The sequence below is a fragment of the Peribacillus sp. FSL K6-1552 genome, from assembly GCF_038005205.1.
GTDB classification, from domain to species: Bacteria; Bacillota; Bacilli; order Bacillales; family DSM-1321; genus Peribacillus; species Peribacillus butanolivorans.
On sequence record NZ_JBBOST010000001.1, the window covers coordinates 3740935 to 3765173 of the forward strand.

General features: G+C 38.0%; 22 protein-coding genes and 1 other RNA gene. 3 read left to right on the forward strand and 20 right to left on the reverse strand.

The features are described 5' to 3' along the window. Window positions 1-62: 62 nt before the first annotated feature. The 11 genes from NST21_RS17885 to NST21_RS17935 form a co-directional block, all read right to left on the reverse strand. Window positions 63-1979, reverse strand: a complete 1917-nt coding sequence (locus NST21_RS17885) for an ATP-dependent DNA helicase (protein ID WP_057217469.1) — start codon at window positions 1977-1979, stop codon at window positions 63-65. A gap of 235 nt (window positions 1980-2214) precedes the next feature. Beyond that, window positions 2215-2415: a cold-shock protein gene (locus NST21_RS17890; protein ID WP_034307871.1), complete on the reverse strand. Its 201-nt coding sequence runs from the start codon at window positions 2413-2415 to the stop codon at window positions 2215-2217. A 193-nt stretch (window positions 2416-2608) separates the two neighbouring features. Further along, a complete protein-coding gene (locus NST21_RS17895; protein WP_340890508.1) occupies window positions 2609-3757 on the reverse strand; it encodes a THUMP domain-containing class I SAM-dependent RNA methyltransferase in 1149 nt (382 codons plus the stop codon). A gap of 108 nt (window positions 3758-3865) precedes the next feature. Then, window positions 3866-4099, reverse strand: coding sequence for an EAL domain-containing protein (locus NST21_RS17900; RefSeq protein ID WP_340890509.1), 234 nt, complete (start codon window positions 4097-4099; stop codon window positions 3866-3868). 903 nt (window positions 4100-5002) lie between these two features. After that, window positions 5003-5393: RNase P RNA component class B (rnpB, locus tag NST21_RS17905), an RNA gene on the reverse strand. 72 nt (window positions 5394-5465) lie between these two features. Continuing rightward, entirely contained in the window at window positions 5466-5777 is a 312-nt protein-coding gene (gpsB, locus tag NST21_RS17910; RefSeq protein ID WP_056524974.1) for a cell division regulator GpsB, read from the reverse strand. Window positions 5778-5982: 205 nt separating this feature from the next. Next, entirely contained in the window at window positions 5983-6534 is a 552-nt protein-coding gene (locus NST21_RS17915; RefSeq protein ID WP_053346735.1) for a DUF1273 domain-containing protein, read from the reverse strand. A 68-nt stretch (window positions 6535-6602) separates the two neighbouring features. Continuing rightward, the gene (locus NST21_RS17920; RefSeq protein ID WP_340890513.1) at window positions 6603-7103 is read right to left on the reverse strand and encodes a CotD family spore coat protein; all 501 of its coding nucleotides are present in this window, start codon (window positions 7101-7103) and stop codon (window positions 6603-6605) included. A 470-nt stretch (window positions 7104-7573) separates the two neighbouring features. Further along, window positions 7574-8842 carry a ribonuclease H-like domain-containing protein gene (locus NST21_RS17925; protein ID WP_340890514.1) on the reverse strand — a complete coding sequence of 423 codons (1269 nt, stop codon included), beginning with the start codon at window positions 8840-8842 and terminating at the stop codon, window positions 7574-7576. 12 nt (window positions 8843-8854) lie between these two features. Further along, window positions 8855-11155 carry a DEAD/DEAH box helicase gene (locus NST21_RS17930; protein WP_057217465.1) on the reverse strand — a complete coding sequence of 767 codons (2301 nt, stop codon included), beginning with the start codon at window positions 11153-11155 and terminating at the stop codon, window positions 8855-8857. Window positions 11156-11278: 123 nt separating this feature from the next. Then, on the reverse strand, window positions 11279-12043 hold the full coding sequence (locus NST21_RS17935) for an alpha/beta fold hydrolase (protein ID WP_340890516.1): 765 nt from the start codon (window positions 12041-12043) through the stop codon (window positions 11279-11281). 138 nt (window positions 12044-12181) lie between these two features. On the opposite strand from NST21_RS17935, the gene NST21_RS17940 reads away from it, so the two are divergent. After that, window positions 12182-12646 carry an Hsp20/alpha crystallin family protein gene (locus NST21_RS17940; protein ID WP_340890517.1) on the forward strand — a complete coding sequence of 155 codons (465 nt, stop codon included), beginning with the start codon at window positions 12182-12184 and terminating at the stop codon, window positions 12644-12646. Between the two features lie 77 nt (window positions 12647-12723). Here the strand turns inward: NST21_RS17940 and NST21_RS17945 are convergent, their stop codons facing one another. The 4 genes from NST21_RS17945 to NST21_RS17960 all read right to left on the reverse strand — a co-directional run bounded on the left by NST21_RS17945 (window position 12724) and on the right by NST21_RS17960 (window position 15436). Continuing rightward, a complete protein-coding gene (locus tag NST21_RS17945) occupies window positions 12724-13332 on the reverse strand; it encodes a YppG family protein (protein ID WP_340892584.1) in 609 nt (202 codons plus the stop codon). 78 nt (window positions 13333-13410) lie between these two features. Beyond that, window positions 13411-13779: a YppE family protein gene (locus NST21_RS17950; protein WP_162878644.1), complete on the reverse strand. Its 369-nt coding sequence runs from the start codon at window positions 13777-13779 to the stop codon at window positions 13411-13413. Window positions 13780-13848: 69 nt separating this feature from the next. Continuing rightward, the gene (locus NST21_RS17955) at window positions 13849-14124 is read right to left on the reverse strand and encodes a hypothetical protein (protein ID WP_340890520.1); all 276 of its coding nucleotides are present in this window, start codon (window positions 14122-14124) and stop codon (window positions 13849-13851) included. Between the two features lie 334 nt (window positions 14125-14458). Continuing rightward, the gene (locus tag NST21_RS17960) at window positions 14459-15436 is read right to left on the reverse strand and encodes a DUF2515 family protein (protein WP_340890522.1); all 978 of its coding nucleotides are present in this window, start codon (window positions 15434-15436) and stop codon (window positions 14459-14461) included. 146 nt (window positions 15437-15582) lie between these two features. Between NST21_RS17960 and recU the strand changes: the two genes are divergently transcribed. After that, the gene (gene recU, locus NST21_RS17965) at window positions 15583-16194 is read left to right on the forward strand and encodes a Holliday junction resolvase RecU (protein WP_083450805.1); all 612 of its coding nucleotides are present in this window, start codon (window positions 15583-15585) and stop codon (window positions 16192-16194) included. Window positions 16195-16222: 28 nt separating this feature from the next. After that, window positions 16223-18943, forward strand: coding sequence for a PBP1A family penicillin-binding protein (locus tag NST21_RS17970; protein ID WP_340890524.1), 2721 nt, complete (start codon window positions 16223-16225; stop codon window positions 18941-18943). 48 nt (window positions 18944-18991) lie between these two features. Here the strand turns inward: NST21_RS17970 and NST21_RS17975 are convergent, their stop codons facing one another. The 5 genes from NST21_RS17975 to NST21_RS17995 form a co-directional block, all read right to left on the reverse strand. Further along, a complete protein-coding gene (locus tag NST21_RS17975; RefSeq protein ID WP_056525000.1) occupies window positions 18992-19510 on the reverse strand; it encodes a YpoC family protein in 519 nt (172 codons plus the stop codon). Further along, window positions 19507-20163, reverse strand: a complete 657-nt coding sequence (gene nth, locus NST21_RS17980) for an endonuclease III (RefSeq protein ID WP_053346745.1) — start codon at window positions 20161-20163, stop codon at window positions 19507-19509. Before nth ends, NST21_RS17975 begins: the two co-directional genes overlap by 4 nt. Before the next feature lie 22 nt (window positions 20164-20185). Continuing rightward, complete coding sequence (locus NST21_RS17985) at window positions 20186-20881, reverse strand: DnaD domain-containing protein (protein ID WP_340890525.1); 696 nt, start codon at window positions 20879-20881, stop codon at window positions 20186-20188. 115 nt (window positions 20882-20996) lie between these two features. Next, window positions 20997-22289, reverse strand: coding sequence for an asparagine--tRNA ligase (asnS, locus tag NST21_RS17990; RefSeq protein WP_053346747.1), 1293 nt, complete (start codon window positions 22287-22289; stop codon window positions 20997-20999). A 751-nt stretch (window positions 22290-23040) separates the two neighbouring features. Next, window positions 23041-24225 (reverse strand): pyridoxal phosphate-dependent aminotransferase, encoded by a 1185-nt coding sequence (locus NST21_RS17995; protein ID WP_056525007.1) that lies wholly within the window; start codon window positions 24223-24225, stop codon window positions 23041-23043. Window positions 24226-24239 lie beyond the last annotated feature (14 nt).

Below are 24239 nucleotides of genomic sequence, written 5' to 3' on the forward strand. Positions count from 1 at the left end.
CAGCTTAAAAATAAAATAAGAGCCAAGGGCTGGCTTTGCCCTTGACTCTCAAAATAGATTAATTAAAGCGATACAGGAAGAACAGAAATAATTTTCTCTTTCACCTGTTCCGAAAGATCCTTCTCAATCAAAATCTGTACGGTCCCCGAGTCATTGCTGGTACGGATCAAACGTCCGATTCCCTGACGCAAGCGAAGAAGCATATATGGAAGATCCACTTCTTCAAATGCATTAGTAACCGAGTTTCGTTTGGCCTCGAATACTGGATCATGTGGCGGGAATGGAAGTGAGTGAATCACTACATTTTGTAATGAAGCCCCCGGAACATCGAGCCCTTCCCATAAATGATATGAGAACAGAACAGATTGCTCATCTTCTTGAAACCTTTTAACAAGATCGCTAATCTCCGCTTCACCTTCAAAATAAAAGGGATATGCTGTTTTCTGGCTGTTTTCCTTGAACCATAGCAATTCTTCTTTTGATTGGAATAATACTAGCGTTCTACCTTCATTTTCCTCAATCGTCTTCATTGTATAATTTAGTTTAGCCAATTTGTCTCCATTTTCAAAGACCGGCATATTCATTTTCATGACTTCATCATAATCAAAAGGCGATTCAACAGAGAAGCTATCATACTTATCTATCCCTAAGCTATCTGCAATGTATTGGAACGATTTATTATCAGATAATGTTGCCGAAGAAAAAATGTAAGGGATTTTTTTAGAAAAAACTTGTTCAGACAAAATATCTTGTACAAGCCTTGGCATAATGACCAATGTTTTTGTCATTTCATTTTCTTCAAACCATGATACCGCCTGTTCATCCTTCACAAATAGAGAAAGTGAGTATCCTAGCTGTTCTAAGTATTCTTCTGTCACTTTTAAATCATAGTCATTAATCGTGTACATTTCCGCTTCAAAAACAAGGTTTTCTTCTAACTCTTCAACCTTTTTATGAAGCTTTTGTGCAAAGTTTGTAATTTCTTTGGACATCGGAATTTCATACCGATTAGAACCACTAACATGAATGGCCTTTTCATCAAGCAAATCGAAAAACTCTTCATTAATGTCAATTAAGTCTTCAATGATGTAAAGCGTTTCTTCACGCACCTGGTTGGCTGTTAGCAATTCTAAAACCGAAGCAAGAGTTTGTTCACCAACTTTATACGTTAGTGCCTTTTGAGCAGAAAACTCCAATAAATGGCCTTCATCAAAAACTACACAGCTATGTTCTGGCAATAACGGTAACTGTCCTTCACGCTTACGTTTTTCTTTTGTCCAAACATGCTCCATAAAGAAGTCATGTGAACAAATGATCAAATCACTTGATTTTCGGTAGTGGTCTCGTGAAAGGGTTTGTCCACAACGATGGCGTTTATCACAAGTAAAACAGTTTTGAAGCTGATCCCAGCCTACTTTTGACCAGTCTTCATCATTCAAATATGGATATTGTTTACGGTCCCCGTAAGCAGTATAAGCATTCATGGATGAGTTATCATGGACAAACTTGGGAAGTTCATCATAGAGCTGATCTATTCCCTCTGAATCTTCATGATTCACTGCATACTCCAATTTCTTAAGGCATACATATTGATCATGATATTTGGCAAGACGTACATCCACATCAATACCTAATGCGTTCTTAATTTTTTGAATGTCGCCTTCTTCTTTGACAAGCTGTTCAATCAATGTTTCGTCTGCACACGAAATAATTGCCGGTTTATTAGTATATCGGGCATAACAAATGGCATATAGTAAATAGACCAATGTCTTACCAGTCCCTACACCAGCTTCTGCAAAACTTACATTCTTTTCTTTAAAGGCTTTTTCTAATTGAAAAGCCATGAAGATTTGTTCGTCACGCAGCTCAAATCCTTTTTCGGGAAGAATATCGTAAAAAACATCACCGATCCATTCTGAAAGCTTATCGTAAAAAGAATCTTCCTTTGTAACCGAAAAAGGCAGTGTTTTAAGCATCATGGTCTCCCCTTTTATCTATCATCAGTATATAAAATTTCGTATAATAACTTATCTAGGCAAAAGTATATTATCCTTTATTCTACATTGATAGTCAAGTTATTTACCTTTCTACAAGAAATGAATTTTCCCGTATATACTGCATCTTCTATGTATGTATGTAAGCAAGCGCTCCCAACTCGTAAAATAAAAGACAGGCTCTTCATGAGAGCCTGTCTGTAAGTACTATTTAGTTGAATTAAGCTTTGTTTACGTTTGATGCTTGTGGTCCACGTTGACCTTGTTCTACATCAAATGTAACATCTTGGCCTTCTTCAAGTGTTTTGAAACCTTCGCCTTGGATAGCTGAGAAATGTACGAATACATCGTCTCCACCTTCACGTTCGATGAATCCAAAACCTTTTTCTGCGTTAAACCATTTTACTTTACCTTGTTCCATTTTTGTTGCCTCCTAGTGTGTTCGCCACACATTATATTACTATCCTTGCTCATTGAATATTAAGGCATTCCTTAAATCTGAACAAAAATAATTCATTATTAGAATAACAGAAAAGGAAATGATAAGCAAGACTGGAACCTATTATGAATAAAATGTCCTGACTATTCTAAATTTTCCATTATATTATACCTATTTATTCATTTCTCGGTTGTTTTGGCGGCCGTTTTCCCCAATACTGATAAAGGTCCGCTCGGATGAATCCATTGAACAACTTCCTTTTTTTAGTTGCAGGCTTACCATAAAACTGTTCAAAGTCAGGGTTCGAGGTAATCATGTACACTGACCAAGTATCAAGCTTCTTGAAGGCCTGCCCCATTTCTTTATACATCTGTTCAACAGCTTTTTTCTCCCCTAGACGTTCACCATAGGGTGGGTTCCCCACAATAACACCATATTCTTTCCTGGTCGAGATATCTCTCACTTGCATTTGTTTGAACTCAACAAGATCACCAAGTCCTGCTTCAAAACTATTGGCTTTTGAAATTTCAACCATGCGATGATCAATATCACAACCTGTTATGTCTAAATACTGATCATAATTCGCTAAATCTTCAGCTTCAATTCTCGCTTCATCCCAAACCTTACTGTCCATCCAAGCCCAGCTTTCAGAAACAAATTCCCGGTTAAAACCAGGAGCGATGTTCTGCCCAATCAATGCAGCTTCAATAGGAATAGTTCCAGATCCACAAAATGGGTCAATGAAAGGTTTATCCGGTTTCCAATTAGTCAGCATGATCAATGCAGCCGCCAAAGTTTCTTTAAGGGGCGCTTCCCCCTGCCCTGTACGATAACCGCGCTTATGAAGTCCTGCACCTGATGTGTCCATGGTAAGTGTCACTACATCTTTTAAGATAGAAACTTCAATTTTAAACAATGGACCTGTTTCTTCAAACCAAGATACTTGTTTATACTTCCTTTTCAATCTATCAACAATCGCCTTTTTAACGATAGCCTGACAATCAGGGACACTGTAAAGCTGCGATTTAACTGATTTACCACTTACAGGGAACTCAACGTCTGCAGATAAGTAATCTTCCCAGTTCAAGGCTTTTGTTTTTTCAAACAGCTCATCAAAAGAATAAGCTTTAAATTCAGCGACTTTAATTTTCACACGGTCTGCACTGCGCAGCCACAAATTAGAGCGAGCAATGGCTGATTGGTCCCCTTTGTACATAATTTTCCCGTTTTCTACTTGACAATCGTAACCAAGATCCCGAACTTCCTTGGCAACAATTGATTCCAATCCCATTGCTGATGTTGCAATAATATCGAATTGTTTCATTTCTTCATGCACCTACTTTCCATTAATCAAAATCGGTTCCCGCATTTCCAAATTTTTTTTAATTTAGAAACAGGTAGCGGTTTTGACAAGTAAAACTCTTGAATGATATCACACTTTTGCTTTTTCAAAAAGTCTACATGCTTTTTTATGTTCAACGACTTCAGCAATGATTTCCAGATTAAGTGTCTTCGACATCGTGATGGTAGCTTTTACAATGAGCAAGTCACCTTTATAATTGATCAACTTTTCATTAAAACTTTGATAAATTTTCATTGTATCAATCGGAAACCATTTAATATAACTAAAGGAAGAATAACCAGTACCAAGATCATTGATAGACAAAATGATCCCCTGTTTTATAGAATAACCAATTATTCAACAGAACCCTCTGCATTTGCCATAATTCTGCTCTCCATCAGTTTCAATCCTTGCGCAATTGGGAAATGTTCTTATTTTCAATAAGGACAATACCTTTTTCTAACATTATTCCTGTTAAAATACAAACTAGAAATGTTGATGCAAACCTTGTAATTAGGATACCCAGAAATATGGAATTACTTAACATACTCACAAGTTCATTTTATAACCAACTGGCTGATTTAGGTTAACAAGGCCTGTCTCTTTTGGAAAAGAAATGAACTCTCCAAGCTGATATGTATTCCAACCCAATTACATCTCCTGTTTCCAAGTGAACTTGCGGAAGATAATGTACCTGCAACTCATTTCTTTCAATTGCAGTCAAGATCCAAGTTTAACACAGAAAGATATTGATTATACCTCTTGAAAGTTATTATTATTATACTCATGATTTAGAGTTAACATTGCCTTACCCATCAATACGTCTTACTGACCACTTTTGAAACTGATCTTTTTTTCGATTGGTAATGTCCAAAAATAGAGCAACGTAATACACATCCCGATTCGACTCTTCGGAAATGTGGGAACCTTAACCATAAGGTAAAGAACTCTCCCTTTATGGATAATCACTGGTGAATCACTATACATATCATATTGCTGTATAAAAGTATTAGTAAATTAAAAAACCTCTAGAATACTGACCTGTTCATTTATGTCACTCACATAATCTTCGAATACCTTCACAAAGTCATTTTCACTTCTATGATAAGGTATTTTGCACCTCTAGTGTTAAGATATTGAGGGAAATTTTAAAATGGACAATTTTTTCACAAACAAAAACTCTCCTTTTACAAAGGAGAGTTGTGCTTTAAGTGTTATATGGTAACGTTCTGTAAGCCATGTTTTGTTCCTCAGTACTGCAAGCGACTCACGTCTCGTACTTCGGCGGTAATCATCTATCTACAGAAGCATAGCTTCTGTCCTTCTCCTCGTTCAATTCCAAGGAAGAAAGCGCCCCTACCATTAATTTGGGTTTCTCGCTCGTGGGGTTTACCTCGTTCCACCCCTTACATTTCTGTAAAGGCTCCGTCACTGTGGCACTTTTATAGGTATTCATGCCATATCCAAAAGGACTTAGGCATTTTCCCAGCCGTCAGCAATCCAAGACTGCTGCCCAAGCTTATTTTTTCGCCAGGCACGAACACTACGGACATCTCAGTCCGTGCGAGCATGGACTTTCCTCTACTGCAAAAAAATGCAGCAGCAATTACCCAAACGTTAACATAACATTATTGATTATAATACATTATTCAAGAAAACACAATACAAATTATTTTACCTTTTAAAAACATTAATCAAAAAGCTTGTTTCCAAATACGTGCTTTTCCAAGTTGGATAACCGTTTAAGGATATCAAAGTTAGTGGTCCCCGGAGTTGCACCAGGTGCAGGTTGGCTCGGACGTTTTGTACTCTCTTCGGCCTGTTTTTTTAATTTAAGATTTTCTTGTTTAAGATCATCAATTTCCTGATGAAACACTTCATAATCTTTCATGATTAGATCCAGAAATTGATCCACATCCTCAGGTTTATAACCTCGCATGGCTGTTTTAAAATCTTTTTCAAGAATATCTTTAGCCGTTAATTTTATCTTATCGGATAGCATAAGACTTCACCTCAATACTTTCGCCAATACAATCGACTTTTTATTATTTTTTCAAATCTACTTGGGTTTGTCAACGAAACAGTTTTTTTATACGTCATACTTTTTTTAGTGCACGATATGTACTCCCATAAATCTGTATCTAATTTTCATCATAATATGAATATGCTTTTGAAACAACTTTTAGTCCATAATTATTTTTACTGTGCTAATCTTCGGACCAACTGTCTTCTTCTGCAGCCAGTTGCAGATCATCAAAGCTTATCTGTAAAATTGGGTATAGTTGAGTTTCCGCTTTTTTCATTGCTTCGTAATAAGGATATTGGGCGGATCCTTCTTTTTCGGGATCAAAAATGATTAGCATGGCATCACTTTTATGGACCATATAACGATTTTTAGTTTTCAGCTGTTGTGGTCCTTCATACGGTTTTTTGAAGATGGATTCTATAAAATCAGCACGTGCTAAAATGGAACGGTAATAGTCTTGATTCGTCTCATTCCATGACTCTTCCTGTTTCAGGAAGGGAGTAAGTACCCCTAATTTAAGCTGGGTATATTCTTCCTGTATCTCGAATACTACTTCTGCACTCCATAGTTCTGTGCCTAACTGGCCTGAAATAATTACCCATTCTAACCCCTCTTCCACCAATGGTAAAAGACGTTGCTTAATTGCTTTTTTTATATATTTTACTGCTTCATGATCATTTTTAAATATTCCCAATTCAAAAGCTTTGTAGCCAGTTATATACAAAACCTTCATTACTTGGCCAATCTCCCTTTTCACATGATTATGTAAGAAGATAAGGGCTTAAAATAAGCCCTTAAATTTCAATATCCGAAATGCCTAGGTGGGCAGCAAGGATTGTGTGGCGGCCTTCCACAAATAAAGTTTTGAGTGTAACACTCATTCACTACTGATTGAGTATGTGGAAAGTAATGTTTATACGAGTTTACATGTTTATTAACAGTTGTAGTATGTGATGGGTGAACGACAGGTATCACTGTGTTCGAAACGTTTGTATTAACAAATTGCTGCGTTGGAGATACCTGTGCTGGGGCTACTTGAGATGGAAGTGCTTGTGTTGGACCATATTGCGCTGGAGATACAGCAGTCGGATAACCACCAGCCATCGGACCATATTGCGCTGGAGATACAGCAGTCGGATAACCGCCAGCCATCGGACTAGTATAAGCTCCCATTACATGGGAAGGTTTTTTTCCAGTTGAAGCACCCATTACATTTGATGCTCCCATAACATTCGATGCACCCATTACATTGGATGTTCCCATAACATTGGATTTATGTCCTCCACAATTACGAAAATTCATTTATATTACGTCCCCTTTCGTCATGATAATTTTGGTCTTACCATTATAGACTATGAAAAAAAGGGGATACGTGTACTGATGAAAAGACCTATTTATACTTAATAAGTATAAAACTCTATGTGGCAACCTAAAAGTACACATCGTTATATTTGGATAGCCCTACAAAAGTGCTTGCAGAGTGAATTTCTTATAAAAAGGAGTAGAAACTGTCTTTTAATGATGTAAATAAAACAATCGTTAAACAAAGGACAACAAAAAATAGAAATAAAGTCGTTTTATACATTTCTCCGCTCCGCTTTCACCTTGAATTTAAATGATGTAAGGCATGAAATGAATGTTTCAGAATTTCACCCTCAACCATTACCATTTTACACATAATGACTGAATGCTACAATATTTGTAACCATTTTTTTTAATTTCATAATCACCTATTTATTGACTATGTAGATTCCTATTTAAGACTATCTATATTATACAAGTCTACCCTTAGAACCTTTTTTCCTTTCGAGTCTTTGGATCCTTTTTTCCAGATCCAAGATTTTTTTTGCTAGATGGTTGCCATTCTCTGTCCTCATCATCTCCTGATGCGCATTTCTAGCACAATTTATTGCTGAAGCGATGTCCTTAAATTGATGTTCGAATAATTTTGCACATTCAATCTGAGCCTGTATCTTTAAGTGAACATCCCCTTTTAAAGCAACTTCCTTCCAAATCTCCAACGCTTCATTGAATTGCTTTTGCTTCTTTTTCTGAAAGGCTATAGCATTGCCAGCTATAATCCGATCTTCCTCACTTCCTACTTCCAATATTCTTTGATAGGTCTCAACCGATTCCTCTTTTTTTCCTAGATAATCGAGCCAGCGTGCAATTTCCATCGACTCTTCCGTATATCCATCTATTTGGAGAATTTTCCGGGACAAGTGAATATACAGAGTGATTAGTGATAAAATATCCACTTCATTATGCTTCATGATTCCAAACAAAATTTCCGGGTTCTTTCTTTCAACGAAATCAAAGTAAATCATCGGCGCCAAATATCCAGGAATATCATCCTCTCTATGTACACCTAAAATGTCTGTTTCGACAACGGATAATTTTACACGTTCTAATTTGTTTTTCCAAAGGCGTCTTGAAGCATGATACAAATCAAAATGTCCGAATTCAGGCAGTTTTGGAACATGTTCCTTTATCAAGGTATGTCTGGTTTTTAACTGTGGCCAATCAAATGACTTACCATTATATGTGACAAGGGTTTCATAATTGATGTTTTCCAGAAAGCTTTGGTAAAGCGGTATTTCACTACCAGGCTGTGGCAAGATATGCTGCTTAACGACCACTTCTTCACCTTCTAAATAGGCATAACCTAGTAAAAAAATTGTATTTCCGGCACCACCGCCAAGCCCTGTTGTTTCGGTATCGAAGAAAAAGAGTTCTTCGCTTTTTACACCTTTAGCGGAAAGGGGATGCACTAATGAAGTTTGATTCCATTCTTTCACAACCTTTTTCAACTCAGAAAATGAATACAACCCATGCTTATGATTAAGGGGATAGCGGACTTCACGGATGAAACAATAGTCATCATCGAAATGAAAGGAAACGGTATCGTTCTCCAGCCACTTATCATGAAAAGGAATATCTGTATTTACTGACGTGCTATCTTCCTCTATAGGAGAAGGATTGTTCACTGGTTCTAAGTTCATATGTGTTTTCATACGATTCAATTTATTTTTTAATGACAAAATACTGCACCTCTATTCACATACCCCTGCATTTGATGCATGGTTTTCCTTACAAAACAGATCCAATAACCGCTTAGCATCACTTTTGGCTGTCTTCGAAGCAGATTCCGTTCCGATACAGGAAGGACAGCCGTTTTCACAAGAACAATTTTCGATCATTGATTTTGTTTCCAACAAAATGACCGCAGCATTTTCAAACACTTTATCACTTAGTCCTATTCCACCTGGATAACTGTCATAAATAAAAATGGTGGGTTTTTCATTATGTGCTGCTTTAACTTGTGGATACACATGAATATCATGGGGATCGCACATTACATAAAGCGGAATCATGTAATTCAGCGCATGTGAGGCACCTATCATTCCTTGCTCGATTCGATTTTCATCCCATTCAAAAATATCAGGTTCCATAGAAAGCATGGCAGAGCTCGTATGAAGTTCCACTTCCGGGAGGCTGATTGGCCCTGATCCAATATTTTCATGAGTCTCAAATTTAATTTTTTTGAATATCGTAGGCATCGCCCGGATAGAGACATCTCCAAAAGCTGCTGTAGTTGAAGAGAATGTTTGCTGTTTATCCACTTCCAATACAGATAACTGAACAGCAAGGTTAGCATCCGTGTAATAGTCCACATTGACTTCACGTACATACGCTTTCTTTTCTTCCCAATCTAATTCTTCCACTTGGAATTGTATTCCTTGATGCAAATAAATTGCTTCATCGTGAAGAAGGGTCATCGCACTGAACGTATCCATTTCTCCGATGACCCTATTGTCTGGGGCATTCGTTTGATCGACGATGACAACATTTTCCTGTGCTGCAGAACGAAGACTGATATTGCTCGCCGGAAATGCGTCATTCATCCAATGCCATTTATCGCCATTTTGGTGTAAAACTCTTTCTTCTGTCAGAAATTCAAGAACGTCCATAATCTCCGCCTTGCCAAAGGCATCTCCTTTTTTAAAAGGAAGCTCATATGCTGCACATTTAATATGATCAACCAAGATTACGAGATTATCTGGATTAATTCTTGCGGTTTCCGGATTTCTCGTAAAGAAATAGTCAGGATGCTTCACGATATACTGATCAAGAGCACTAGAGCTGCCGACCATGATGATTAAAGCTTCCCCATGCCTTCTACCTGCACGTCCTGCCTGCTGCCAGGCGCTCGATATTGATCCAGGGTAGCCAGTCATGATGCAAACCTGAAGCTGACCGATATCAACCCCTAACTCAAGAGCATTCGTAGAGATCACACCATAAATTGAACCATCTCGCAGCCCCTTTTCAATTTCTCTACGCTGTGTTGGCAAATAACCTCCGCGATAACCTCGGATCGATTTTGGACCAAGCTGCTTGGACACTAGTTCCTGTAAATAGGTCAGTAAAATCTCCACACGGACCCTGCTTCGAGCGAAAACAATTGTTTGAATCTTATTTTTCAAAAACTCATTTGCGAGTTTCCTGACTTCCAACACTGCACTTCTTCGAATATTAAGCGGTTTATTAATTACTGGCGGATTATAAAACACAAAATGTTTTTTTCCGCTCGGTGCTCCATTGTTATTGACAAGAACCATCTCTTTTTCCGTAAGTTCCTCAGCCAACTCTTTTGGATTATTGATTGTCGCAGATGTACAGATGAATACAGGATCACTTCCATAAAACTGGCAGATTCGTTTTAGTCTTCTAATGACGTTTGCCGTATGACTTCCAAAAACGCCTCGGTATATATGAAGTTCATCGATGATCACATACTTTAAATTCTCAAATAAAGAAACCCATTTCGTGTGATGCGGCAGGATTCCCGAATGGAGCATATCAGGGTTGGTAATCACAATATGCCCTGCCTGACGTATTTTTTGCCTTATATTGGATGGTGTGTCTCCATCGTACGTATAACTATTTATATCAGCTTCCATCTCATTAATCATTTCGTTCAATTCACTTTTTTGATCATAACTCAATGCTTTTGTCGGAAAAATATAAAGTGCTCTTGTTTTTTCATCTTCAAGTACTTTTTGAAGAACTGGCAAATTATAGCATAACGTTTTACCAGAAGCTGTCGGAGTGACAGCCACAAGGCTTTTACCACTCACAGCAGTCTCAAAAGCAGTCGCCTGATGGGTATACAACCCATTTATCCCTCGTTTATTAAGAGCCTGCTTGATTTTATCATCTATTTGATCTGGGAAAGAGACGATTTTTGCCTCTTTCGCGTCAATAACTTGCCAGTGAACAATATTATCTTTAAATTCCTCATTTGTTTTTAAACCAGTGATAACTTCTTGTAAATTTTTTCGCAGTTTCATATAACCCACCTCATACTCCTATTCTACCGAATGAACGTTCTGTACAAAAGGGAAACTATTTCCTTTTACAAAAAAAAAGCAGGAAACGGTAAAATCCCGTGTTCCTACTTGTTATTTCTTCACTTATTTTCCTTCGACAAAACGTATAATTTCTTCGGCAAGTTTGCCTGGAGCTTCCAACATCCCCATATGCCCGCTTCCTTTGAGTATAACTTCGTTAATATGATCCCCTTTTACAGTAAAGGTTTTTTTAGCAGGAATAACCTTATCTTGTTCACCTGCAACCAAAAGGACCGGTAGTTTTGTATCTTTCAGTACATGATTTCGGTCTCTTCTTTTCCTCATAGCATGCAAAGAACCGATTGCTCCACTTTCACTTGTTTTATAACCTATTTCTTTTGCATTTTCAATGTTAGGATCATCAGATTTAGCAAAAAGCTTCGGTACAAGTCCATCAATAAAGGCAGGGATCCCGTCAATTTCAATTTTTTCAACAGATTTTAACCGCCCTTCCTTCCCAGCCTCATCGTCAGGCAATGCGGTGGAATGAATGAGGGAGAAACCACTCAATTTTTCAGCAAACTGCTCAGCAAATGACAATGTGATATAACCTCCGAGCGAATGACCGAACATGTAAACCTGATTGATTTGCTGTTCATCTAAAAATGCAGCAATATTCACTGCCATATCTTCAATCGTGAAAGATGCCCCTAGTGGCTCACTTGCACCATGACCTGGTAAATCAATGGCAATAACTCGATATTTATCTTTTAAACCACTAATGATGTCCCTCCAATACCCATGACTTCCGCAAAATCCATGGATAAATAGCAACGTTTTTTTACCTTCCCCGCTATCTATGTAAGAAAGCTTGTTACCTTTATTCATCTCTATCCCTCTTTTCTAAAAATAATCATTTAGTAACGTTATTCCCTTCCTCCCTATATCTAAACCCTTCTTTGATTCACACATATTAAGTCTCTACATAGCCTATATGCAAAGGAATTTTTAGAAAGGAGCACCGTGATGACCTCTTCTGAAAAAAATAATAACCACAAGGGCAAAAATGAGCCTTTTACCCATTTTATTCACAAGATGGATCGATTGTTTTCCGAGAGACCCAAAGGCATGCTGCAATCACTTGATGATTTCTTTGGTTCAGCAAAAGAACGAAGCTTTCCGGTCGACCTTCATGAGACGAATTCCGAATATATCCTCACTGCTAGCTTGCCCGGAATTGCACGCAGCCAAATTTCCATTGATTTGTTGACCCAGGCGGTAACCATCTCGGCAAATCATGTAGATAGCCTTGCTACGCAACATAAAACTCAAGGAATGTTTCAGAAAGATCTGTCAGCAAGCCGATTATCTAGAACCATTTCCTTTCCAAAACCAATTAATGAAAGAAAAGTAACAGCAAGACATCGCGATGGCATTCTCACTCTACATTTACCCAAGGTTAAGGGAAATCGAATTGAAATCAATGATTAATCTTTTTAAGCAATTAAAAAGCAGACTTAATTAAGTGGCTGGGTCACTTGTAAGTCTGCTTTTACTTTATTCAACATCTAAACTTTGAAGAAGCCCCCTACTCCTTTGACCATTGAAGAAACTTGAGAGACTGTATTCATCATTTGTCCAGCTGTGTTCATCATTTTCGTTATATCCATGGATCCATCTTGTGTTTTGAATTGATTCATAACCGACTTGATACCCGATGGCTGCTGTTTTTGCATGAATTGCTGCTTTGGATATGGATTGTGAGCCTGCTGCTGATTGTGTGGGGGACGTTTAGCCGGCTGGAGCGGGTTATCAAACGGACTAAAAGCTTGAGGCTGATGTTGCTGCTGATAGGGCTGCTGCTGATAGGGCTGCAGTTGCATTGGCTGCATTGGTTGCTGCATTGGCTGCATTACACTGTTGCCTGGAAACGCTCCCACAGGCATCACCTGTTGCTGCATTTGTTGAAACGGATGATAGGCCGCCTGTTGATATGGGTCATGATTTGTCGGCATATAGCTCCCATTTTCCTGGGGAGGATAAGGATACATATATGGTTCTTGATTACTGGGCTGAGGATACGGCATAGGTTGCTGGTATCCTCCCCAGTATTCTGATATTGATTGAGGATAATGTTCTTGACTAGGGGAGACTTGGTGATAACCGGATCTCATCATTTTCAATGAGCCCTCCTCATTATTCATGGCATGGTTCCAATAATATATGAAAAAAGAGGAAATATAGTGTAGGTGTTTTTATGATAATATCCGATCGATTTCTGATTTTACATTATTAAGAATAAACACAACCGATTGAACATGACTTTTAAATCGCTTGTAACTGGTTTTTGGAAAAAATGCCTGAACGGCTACATCGGAAAGGTTATGTGCTGTTTGTTCAATTTGCTCGGGGAAAAGATGTTTAAACTCCGTTTCTTTCATCCACTCCTTCATTCCGCTTTCCCATTCCATACAAATGGTTCTGACTTGATCTGCAAACGGCTTAACCTCAGAAAAGAAATCCTTTTCTTTTCCTTCCCTACGTACATTTTCATATATATCATCTGCTTTAACCGCATAATTCAATAATTGTTCAGTTAATCTTTGAAGATTTTCTTTTTGCACAATAAATTCCTCCGCACATTTGTTTCCAATAGTATAATCTAGTTCCTTATAAAATGAAATCCTGTTGGCTTAAAACTGCACTTCAGCTAAAATCTTGTGCGTCCTTTTGGATTTATCTAGTGTAATGGAATAGGAAAGGTTTTCTTTTTCAGTATTAATCCAATAATCTTCTGCTTTCTCAATGGCCTCCTGGGCTTCATTTACTAATGTATACTGCTCTGCCCATAGTTTACACCTTACTGTATTAACAGTTTCTCCATATGAATTTTCCAAACAGTCCAGACTGGTACTGATCTCAGCTATCATCCTTAGTATTTCCTCTGTTGCGACACTATTATTGACCATGCTGACCCCTCCCATTCATTACCTGTACTATTCTTTTTTTTATTAGAAAGCCCTTCAACGTTGACAAAACTAGAAGGGAATCGGCAAAGAAAGTGCTATTCACTTAATTTATTGGGACCTTCGACAACAATGGCAGAATGAAGAATGGAGTTTTAAACAAAAATACAGACAGGAGGTGAATTTTATGCAGTCGAATGAAAGCAGACAGAAAGAAAACGAAAAACGACAAAAGCCGCCCACCAACAAGGCAGGAACGGGAAATCCGAAACTTAGTGGAGAAAACCGGCCCTCTACCTAAGGCTGTAACACTTGCAGCACCATTAACAGGGAAGGCTTAATCAACGCCTTCCCTGTTTGTCATTTTATTAAAAAACCAATTTTTGACCATGACGGCTGTGTGTAGCTGTTTTTGTTTATGGTCATACCAGTCGGTCAACATAGGGTCTTCCTCCCATTTAGGTTTTATAAACCACTCCTTTTTAATTTTTTTATTTGAATCCCACTGTTCTATCTTTTCTGCTTTATGATGGATGATTGGATAAACTCCCCTCAGCATCGGTGTCTCGTGGTACCTTGGCCTTTTTCGATATTGTTCATAATCGAAGCGGGCTCCGGTTGGCTCAGTGCGGCAGGAAAATTCATGAAATAGCGGAAACAACTCCTTAGAAAATAAAAGATTAGCCAATTTTTTCCCCAATTTAATTCTTTCATCGATATTTCTAAAATGCGAAACGGACGAACCATACAATTTCCCATTGCAAGTAGGAAATAATACAGTACTAAAATGCATCCAGTCCTGCAGCAAAAATAATAATGAATGAAATACGAAAGATTGCTTTTTAATAACCGGTTTTTCAATGATATTTTGTTCATTTATTATTAGAGCAGTGACTAATTTTTCGTGATTTCTATGTTTCCAAAAAGATTTCCATTGATTTGTCATAAATTTGGTAATAAAAAAATAATGACATAAGTGAAACAAAGGACGCCCATACTTCGTCGAATAATGATAGAGCAGTAATTGTGGATAAGCATCCTGGAAAATACGCCAATTCGCTTCTTCATATGTAAGGAATAATTGAAGTCTGTATTTAGAACTAAGTAAATGAGAAAACCAAATCCCTTCAAGATCACACATATTCCAGCCTGCATTTCGGGAAACCATACCTGCCAAAAAGGACCATTGGATTTCTGGATGAACATTAAAAAATTGTTCATATGCTTTAGTTCTTGATATATTATCTCTATTCCCTTTTGCAGTTTGAACTTTTATGGAGTAGAGTAATTGCATTTCCGTCTTTGGAATTCGCATTCTAATGCTCGCAACCTTTCAAGAAGGATAAAATGTGACAATTGTGTTGTACTTAAATCCTATCGTTCTAAGAAACAATTCTTTTTATTCACATTTTAGATTCTTTTTTTGCTAATATAGATAAGTGAAAAAAAGGAGGGGTAAAAGTGGCATTTCATTATCCCAACGGACGAAGATTTGTACCGCAGGCAATGGAAGAAAAGAAAAGCCCACTTAATAAAATCAGTTATAGCAACCGGGGAAAAACATTAGAAGATGATTTGAATGAAACCAATCAGTATTATTTAGCACACGGTATTGCCGTCATTCATAAAAAACCAACACCTATTCAAATTGTCGATGTTCACTACCCGAAAAGAAGTGCTGCTGTTATTAAAGAAGCATACTTCAAACAAGCATCGACTACCGATTACAATGGTGTTTATAAAGGAAAGTACATTGATTTTGAGGCAAAGGAAACGAAAAACAGCAGTTCCTTCCCTCTTAAGAATTTTCATGACCATCAAATTGAACATATGAAACACATCGTTCAGCATGACGGAATTGCATTTGTAATCATCCGTTTTTCTGCTACGGATGATATATATTTAATGAGTTCTGAACAACTAGGTTTTTATTGGAAAAGAATGAAAGACGGCGGACGCAAATCTATTACTCTCCAAGAGGTCGAAAGTAGTTCAGAAAAGATTACTCTTGGCTTTCAACCGAGAATTGACTATATTAAAGTAGTAGATTTACTAATCGCAGAAAATTTTTAGTTTTTTTTAGAAAGGCAGGTTAGCTGTAATGGCTGAAAAATATAATACTAGAGAAGAACGCCGAAAGCAGGGGCAGACTCAGAAAAAGGCACCAAAAAATGGGCCGAAAAAGTCAGCAAGTATGCTCAAGCGCATTTTTCTTATACTCGTTACAATTGGAATTATCGGCTTAGTCACTGGAGGTGCTGCATTAGCTTACTTTATAAGTGATGCTCCCAAACTTGATGAAAAGCTTTTAAAAGATCCAGTTACTTCAAAAATTCTTGATGAAGATGGTAAATTACTGGCAGAGGTTGGCAGAGAGAACCGGGATTATGTCAATTATGAAGATATACCTGATCTTGTAGAAGAGGCCTTCCTGGCAACAGAAGATTCCCGCTTTTATCAACATCACGGGGTTGATTTTTTACGTCTGGGTAGCGCAGTCATCGCCAACGTCAAAAATGGATTTGGCTCAGAGGGTGCTAGTACTTTAACCCAACAAGTTATCAAACGTTCTTATTTAACGCCTGATAAAACTATTAAAAGGAAAGTCCAAGAAATGTGGCTATCCATACAGCTTGAAAGAAAGTATACAAAAGAAGAAATTTTTGAAATGTATGTTAATAAAATTTTCTTTGCAAACCGTGCAAATGGGATTTTGACTGCATCTCAAACATATTATGGAAAAGATTTAAGTGAATTGAAATTAAACGAAGCGGCCATGCTTGTTGGATTACCGCAAAGTCCAAGCCGTTATGATCCATATAAATATCCCGAACGTGCAAAAGAACGTCGTGATATTGTACTTCATTTAATGAATAAACATGGTTATATATCCGAGAAGGAAATGAAAGATGCTCAAAAAATCGATATTGCTGAAGGACTTCAAGAAGTTGATAAGAGTCAAATAGACACGACAGCTTATGATGCGTTTATCGACTTAGTAATTGAGGAAGTCGGGGATATGGGAGACTATAACGTCTTTACAGATGGATTAGAAATACAAACGACTATTGATAAAGACGCCCAAGAATATGTTTATAAAATGCTAAATAGTGATGAAGTCATCAATTACCCAAGTAAGGACCTCCAAGCCGGCCTTACCTTGCTTGATACACAATCGGGTGAAATTAAAGCAGTAGGCGGCGGTAGGAATACAACTGTTAAGCGCGGCTGGAATTATGCAACGGATGCCAAGCGTTCACCTGGTTCGACCATTAAGCCAATTCTGGATTATGGTCCTGCAGTAGAATATTTAAATTGGTCCACCTACCATCAAATCAAGGATGAGGAATATACCTACAGTGACGGAACACCGCTTAAAAATGCTTCCGGGCGCCATTATGGTACAGTTACGACTCGTGATGCACTGGCAAGGTCATTAAATATCCCTGCCTTAAAAACGCTTCAAGCAGTCGGCTTGGACCGGGCACGTGATTTTGCTGTAGACCTGGGCATTCCTTTTGATAAGGAAATCACCGAATCCGCTGCAATTGGCGGTGGCAAAGATGTTTCCACACTAGAACTTGCCGGAGCATACAGCACATTCGGTAACAGCGGAATCTATAACAAACCGCATACAGTGAAAAAAATTGTTTTACGTGATAAAACTACGATCAAAAACAAAATGGAAACGAAACCTGTAATGAAAGATTCAACGGCTTTTATCGTGACGGACATGCTGAAAAGCGTCATGAAAGAACCTTATGGAACAGGAAGGTTAGCCAATATACCTAATCTCCCGGTAGCCGGAAAAACAGGGTCAACCAATTTCACGCCTGAACAGCGTGCAGCGAATAACATTCCTTCCTCCGGTGTAAAAGATAGCTGGATGGCGGGTTACACTTCAAATTATACAGTCGCAGTATGGGCTGGTTATGATAATGCTTCAGGTGAGCAAATGGAATATCTGGGTGATTCATCTCAAAGAATTCCAAAAGCAATATTTAAGAATTTAATGGAACATATGGCTCAATCAAAAGAAACTAAAGACTTCGAACAACCAGACAGTGTAGTAAAAGTTGGTATCATAAAAGGCTCAAATCCAGCTGTTAAAGCCAATGAATATACGCCAAGTGATAAAATCACTTATGAATATTATGTTAAAGGGCACGAGCCAACACAAGTGACTACAGAATATAAGAAAATGGACTCACCTAGTATCAACGCTTCCTATAATCAAGAAAGCAATGAAATTCAGTTATCATGGTCATATCCTCAAAGTGATGGGGATCCGCAATTCGAAGTCAACGTGTCTGTTGATGGCGGAGCTCAAAGTGTGCTGAAAAAATCTAAGGATACTAGCTTGACGATTCCAAATCCAACCCCTGGAAGTAAATATACTTTCTCTGTTGTAGCTAGAGTTGATAATCAACAAAGTGATCCTGCTAGTACCTCTGTGGAAATTCCTGCAGAAGCGGAAGAACCTGAGAAAACAGACGAAGATATTGAAAAACCAGCCGAAGATGAAAATCTGGAACAAGAAACTCCAACCGAAGGCGAGGACAATCAAGGCAAAGACAATCAAGGCGAGGAGAACGGCAATGGCAACACCGAGAACAATGGCAATGGCAACAACGGCAATGGTAACGAAAATGGCAACGGCAATAACGATGGAAACATCGATGATGGAAGTGGCAACAAAGACGACGAAGACGTTGTTGATGAAGGAGATACTGAATCTGGAACAGTAGAGGAGAATAAACCAGAAAAACCAGTCGAGACTCCTGACCCCACTCCAGACCCAGATAAAGAAAATAAAGACTAACAACCAAAAAACGTCTAAGCTTTAAGCTTAGACGTTTTTTTATGGTTCTTATTTTTTAATTCTAGACTTTACATATTGTTTTTCAAATTCCCTAAACAATTCACTGAGCTGCCTATACGAATGAAAAAAAGCAGGTCTTGCAAGGATAAAAGAAAGCCTTTCAACCAAATTTACTGGAATATAAGTGAAGTCCTTTATCTGTCCCTGCCAGGCACTCATTACAACTGGCATTCCATGCATCCAATAGACTGCCGATAAAAATAAACCAATTCCCTGCTTCATAGGTTCCAAAGCCTGTCCCGCTTTTCTCTCTGAAAATAGCAGACCGCATTCAGCTTCGATTTTCTTCCACTTTTCCAGTAGTTCCGGGACATGCCCATCTCCATCCTTCCAAGGTAAATAAGACTCTACTTTATTATAAAAAAGTAACTCATATGGGAAATTCTCGAGTTGAATCAAACAATTCCACTCATTATAGTCTTCTTTTTCCAAGATGGTTTCCTCATTAGAAAAAAACAAAGGATGTTTTAATTCAGCAGGCACTCTTAATGAAAGCAATTGCGTCATTTGACCTCTATCCTTTTCATTCTTTTTTTCCCTTCACGGCACAGCTCTAGAAGCGGGCAGGTTTCACATCTTGGTGACTGGGCCTTGCAATGATAGCGTCCAAAGAATATCAGCCTGTGGTGCGTAACAGACCATTCTTCCTTTGGTATCTTGACCATTAATGTTTTCTCAACTTCGAGCACACTGTCCTTCCAGCGACATAATCCCAGTCGCTTGGAAACACGCTCTACATGGGTATCAACAGCAATCGCTGGCACGTCATACGCGACCGATACGACTACATTGGCCGTCTTTCGGCCGACACCAGGTAATTTAGTAAGCTCATCACGATCTCGTGGAACTTCCCTGTCGTATTCCTCAATCAGCATTCGTGACAACTTTTGGATATTCTTAGCCTTATTACGAAACAACCCGATTGAGCGAATGTCATTTTCCAACTCCTCTATCGGGACGCTAATGTAATCCTCAGGCGTTTTATATTTTTGAAATAGATCCTTAGTAACCTTATTGACTAATACATCCGTACATTGAGCTGACAGGGCAACAGCAATCACCAATTCAAATGGATTGGAATGATTCAGCTCACAATGGGCATCCGGAAACATCTCACCCATTGTATCCAAACAATAGCGAATTTGAGCTTTATTCAGCATGTTCGTTCTCCTTTAATTCACATTACTGCTCGAGCCAGTTATAAAAGGGCACATCTTTCATCGGTTGTGTTGGCTCTATTTTCCGGTCCCTTTTTTGATGCACTCTAAATTTTTGTCCTTGCTCCCTTGCTTGTTCCAGCGTTTTTATTCCATTCTTTTTCCACTCAAATAAAATCCGGTCAATGTAACGGAAATTCAATTTACCAGAAATGACAGCCTCCTTAAGAGCTGATTTAATAATTTCCGGTTGATGATCATCTTCCATCCACATTGCCAATGTCTCACATTCAAATGGAGATAATGGGCGCCCGAACTCCTGTTCAAAAATCGTATAAAGACTCTCCCCGGCTTTTTGTACCTCATCGGATTCAGCCTGTTTCAAAGACTTTAAGAAGCAGTCCATCATTTTTTCATATAGCGGAGCCAGCGAATATTTTTCCTGGCCGATTTCTTGATTACTTTCAACCAACATTTCAACAAACCCTCTTTGAACCAAACGTTGGATTAAAAATAGACATTCCGATTCTTGTAATGTCATTCGTTCAGATAGTTGGGATGGTGCTGGAAAAGGATTATCTTTATCAATAAAACTTTGCAATTGAAGTAATAGGACCATTTCTTGTTCATTTAGTCCCATTGTCTTATAGTTAGTCAACAAAAAGGATGGAATCGTTATCGTTCCTTCCTTAAACCACGCATATAAATGTTCTTTATTCATGTTATGGACACCTCTGAATAAGTATAACATGAATAAGGGTTTACGAATAAGCTTATAATTTTAACAAAAAACGGTTATCTGCCAAATATGACAAGATAACCGTTTTATCATGGAATCAAGGATATAATCGATTTAATAGGCGTGGGAATGGAATAGTTTCACGGACGTGTTCAACTCCACTAATCCATGCTACTGTCCGTTCTAAGCCCAAACCGAAGCCCGAATGCGGTACCGAGCCATATTTTCTTAACTCCATATACCATTTGTAAGCATCTTCACTCAAGCCATGCTCTTTAATTCTCTGTTCAAGCAGTTCTTGATCATGAATCCGCTCTGAACCACCGATAATTTCACCATATCCTTCTGGAGCAATCAAATCGGCACAAAGAACGACTTCTTCCCTGTTAGGATCTGGCTGCATATAAAAAGGTTTAATTTTAGTTGGATAATGAGTGATAAATACTGGCTTTTCATAACTCTCTGCTATTGCTGTTTCGTGAGGCGCTCCAAAATCATCACCCCATTGGATATCTTCAAAGCCTTGTTCATGCAGGAATTTAATTGCCTCATCATATGTAATCCGTGGGAAAGGAGCCTTAATTTGTTCAAGCTTCGCTGTGTCACGGCCTAGTGTATTCAACTCAAGCTGACAGTTTTTCAATACAGACTGAATTATTGATGAGACAAATTGCTCCTGAACTTCCAGGTTTTCTTTGAATTCAATGAAAGCCATTTCCGGTTCAATCATCCAGAACTCGATTAAATGACGTCTTGTTTTGGATTTCTCTGCCCGGAAAGTAGGACCAAAAGAAAATACTTTTCCTAATGCCATGGCTGCTGCTTCCATATAAAGCTGACCGCTTTGTGAAAGATATGCATCCTCTTCAAAATATTTCGTCGCGAATAATTCACTTGTTCCCTCTGGAGCACTTCCTGTTAAAATTGGAGGATCGACTTTAACAAATCCTTCTTCATTAAAGAATTCATAGGTAGCACGAATGATTTCATTCCTAATTTTCATAACAGCATGCTGACGTTTTGAACGCAGCCATAAATGACGGTTATCCATTAAGAATTCAGGACCATGTGCTTTTGGAGTAATCGGATAATCAACTGATTCATGAATGACTTCAATATCTTTTACCTGTAATTCAAATCCAAACGGCGAGCGCTCATCCTTCTGAATGACACCTGTAACGTACATAGATGTCTCTTGCGTAACCGTTTTCGCACGAGCGAAAACTTCTTCGCCCACATCTGCTTTCACGACCACACCTTGTATGAAGCCAGAGCCATCACGAATTTGAAGAAAAGCAATTTTCCCACTGGAACGTTTGCTAGCAAGCCAGCCGCCAATGGTCACTTCTTGATTGACAAATTTACTAGCTTCTTTTATTGTAATTTTCACGGAATTTCCCTCCAAAAATAGCTTATCTTACTAAGGAATTTACTCTACTTATTATACCTATAGCCCTCCATACAAGCAAATAAATCACATAAATCAGAGGTTCCAAAATTCATTTATATTCTTTTTATTCATACTTTTTTTGATAACTTATTGCCCTTGTACTTGTTAGATTACTTATTTACTAACGTATTTGCTGATACAAAATGCAATAGTCATTTTCAAGCTTTTGTTTTTAAAATTTATAGACTAAACATATTATTTAAAAGGGTTGACAATTGAACTGTCACATATATAAAATCCACCATTTAAAATTTGTTCCAGAAATAATCCTTTACCCTTTCACGAGCTTCAAATCCCGCTTTCTATTTATTAATTCACATCTTTATCTCTAGCTCTGGGTTTATAGTATTAACTTTTATAACACCTAACAGCAAAATTGGCCATTATTTTAATAACTACTTATCGTGATAAAGTCCTGGCAACTATCAACATGACTTTAAATACATATTCTTTTGTAATTCTTTAGTTAATTGAACTTCTGAAAGATAATCTTGAAGGAACCGATTACGCATAACTTTTATTATCTTTTTAATCAATATCTGAATCTACTTCACACAATATATCTAAAACAATTGGTCACATCCTTTTATAAAGGGAACCAAAGTACATCCTGTACCACTCAAATATTTATTAAACAAAAAAACCTGCTGACACCCACTTTTACGCGGAATGACTGCAGGTTTTAAAATATTTAAGCCATTTTTGACTTAACAAATGAATGGATTCTTTCAACCGCCGCTTCAAGCAGTTCCAATGAAGTCGCGTAAGATAGTCTGATGTTGTCCGGAGCACCAAAACCTGAACCTGGAATTACTGCTACCTGAGCTTCTTCTAACAATGCAGTAGTAAAATCATCCACATTGCTGTAGCCAGTTAATTCAACCGCACGTTTAACATTCGGGAACAAGTAAAATGCTCCTTGTGGTTTAATGCAGCTAACGCCTGGAATTTCCACTAATTTATCATAAATTGTATTCAATCGACCTTCAAATGCTTGGCGCATTTCTTCCACAGGATCCTGTGAACCTTCATAAGCGGCAATTGCACCGTACTGAGCAGTTGTCGTAGGATTTGATGTGCTGTGGCTAGAAAGGTTTGTCATAGCTTTGATGATGGCCTCATCACCTACTGCATAACCAATTCTCCAGCCTGTCATTGAATGTGATTTAGAAACACCATTAATGATGATTGTTTGCTTTTTCAATTCAGGAGAAATCTCCGCAATCGATGTATGTGATGCATTTCCATAAACCAATTTCTCGTAAATTTCATCGGAAACGATTAAGATGTCATGTGCTAAACATACTTCTCCGATAGCCGCTAACTCTTCCCTAGAATAAAGCATACCAGTTGGATTGCTTGGAGAGTTAATGATAACTGCTTTCGTTTTCTCAGTAATTGCTTGTTCTAACTGTTCTTTTGTAATTTTATATTGATTTTCTTCAGTGCCTACAACATATACTGGTTTTCCGTCAGCAAGTTTAATTTGTTCTGGATAACTTACCCAATATGGTATTGGAACAATAACTTCATCTTCTTCATCCAGAATTGCTTGAAACAATGTATAAAGAGCGTGCTTAGCACCTGAACCAACAATAATTTCAGAAGGCTTGTAATCTAAACCCTGATCACGCTTTAATTTAGCAGCAATAGCCGCTTTTAACTTTGGAAGACCTGCTGATGGCGTATATTTAGTTTGCCCTTCATTCATCGATTGAACGGCTGCATCAATAATATGTTTAGGAGTGTTATAGTCTGGTTCACCGGCCCCCAATCCAATTATATCAAGACCTTGAGCTTTTAGTTCTTTTGCTTTTGCTGTGATTGCCAATGTTGATGATGGCGTTAATGCCTGAACCCGGTTAGCTAATTTCATAATAAATTAATCCT

Excerpts from the sequence above, each read along its gene's own strand:
- NST21_RS17885 (WP_057217469.1), bottom strand. The coding sequence starts at position 1,979 with ATGATGCTTAAAACACTGCCTTTTTCGGTTACAAAGGAAGATTCTTTT.
- NST21_RS17935 (WP_340890516.1), bottom strand. The coding sequence starts at position 12,043 with ATGAATAAAGGTAACAAGCTTTCTTACATAGATAGCGGGGAAGGTAAA.
- NST21_RS17890 (WP_034307871.1), bottom strand. The coding sequence starts at position 2,415 with ATGGAACAAGGTAAAGTAAAATGGTTTAACGCAGAAAAAGGTTTTGGA.
- NST21_RS17930 (WP_057217465.1), bottom strand. The coding sequence starts at position 11,155 with ATGAAACTGCGAAAAAATTTACAAGAAGTTATCACTGGTTTAAAAACA.
- nth (WP_053346745.1), bottom strand. The coding sequence starts at position 20,163 with ATGCTGAATAAAGCTCAAATTCGCTATTGTTTGGATACAATGGGTGAG.
- NST21_RS17960 (WP_340890522.1), bottom strand. The coding sequence starts at position 15,436 with ATGCGAATTCCAAAGACGGAAATGCAATTACTCTACTCCATAAAAGTT.
- NST21_RS17915 (WP_053346735.1), bottom strand. The coding sequence starts at position 6,534 with ATGAAGGTTTTGTATATAACTGGCTACAAAGCTTTTGAATTGGGAATA.
- NST21_RS17970 (WP_340890524.1), top strand. The coding sequence starts at position 16,223 with ATGGCTGAAAAATATAATACTAGAGAAGAACGCCGAAAGCAGGGGCAG.
- NST21_RS17995 (WP_056525007.1), bottom strand. The coding sequence starts at position 24,225 with ATGAAATTAGCTAACCGGGTTCAGGCATTAACGCCATCATCAACATTG.
- NST21_RS17975 (WP_056525000.1), bottom strand. The coding sequence starts at position 19,510 with ATGACGCAATTGCTTTCATTAAGAGTGCCTGCTGAATTAAAACATCCT.
- NST21_RS17920 (WP_340890513.1), bottom strand. The coding sequence starts at position 7,103 with ATGAATTTTCGTAATTGTGGAGGACATAAATCCAATGTTATGGGAACA.
- NST21_RS17895 (WP_340890508.1), bottom strand. The coding sequence starts at position 3,757 with ATGAAACAATTCGATATTATTGCAACATCAGCAATGGGATTGGAATCA.
- gpsB (WP_056524974.1), bottom strand. The coding sequence starts at position 5,777 with ATGCTATCCGATAAGATAAAATTAACGGCTAAAGATATTCTTGAAAAA.
- NST21_RS17985 (WP_340890525.1), bottom strand. The coding sequence starts at position 20,881 with ATGAATAAAGAACATTTATATGCGTGGTTTAAGGAAGGAACGATAACG.
- NST21_RS17955 (WP_340890520.1), bottom strand. The coding sequence starts at position 14,124 with ATGGTCAATAATAGTGTCGCAACAGAGGAAATACTAAGGATGATAGCT.
- NST21_RS17940 (WP_340890517.1), top strand. The coding sequence starts at position 12,182 with ATGACCTCTTCTGAAAAAAATAATAACCACAAGGGCAAAAATGAGCCT.
- NST21_RS17945 (WP_340892584.1), bottom strand. The coding sequence starts at position 13,332 with ATGATGAGATCCGGTTATCACCAAGTCTCCCCTAGTCAAGAACATTAT.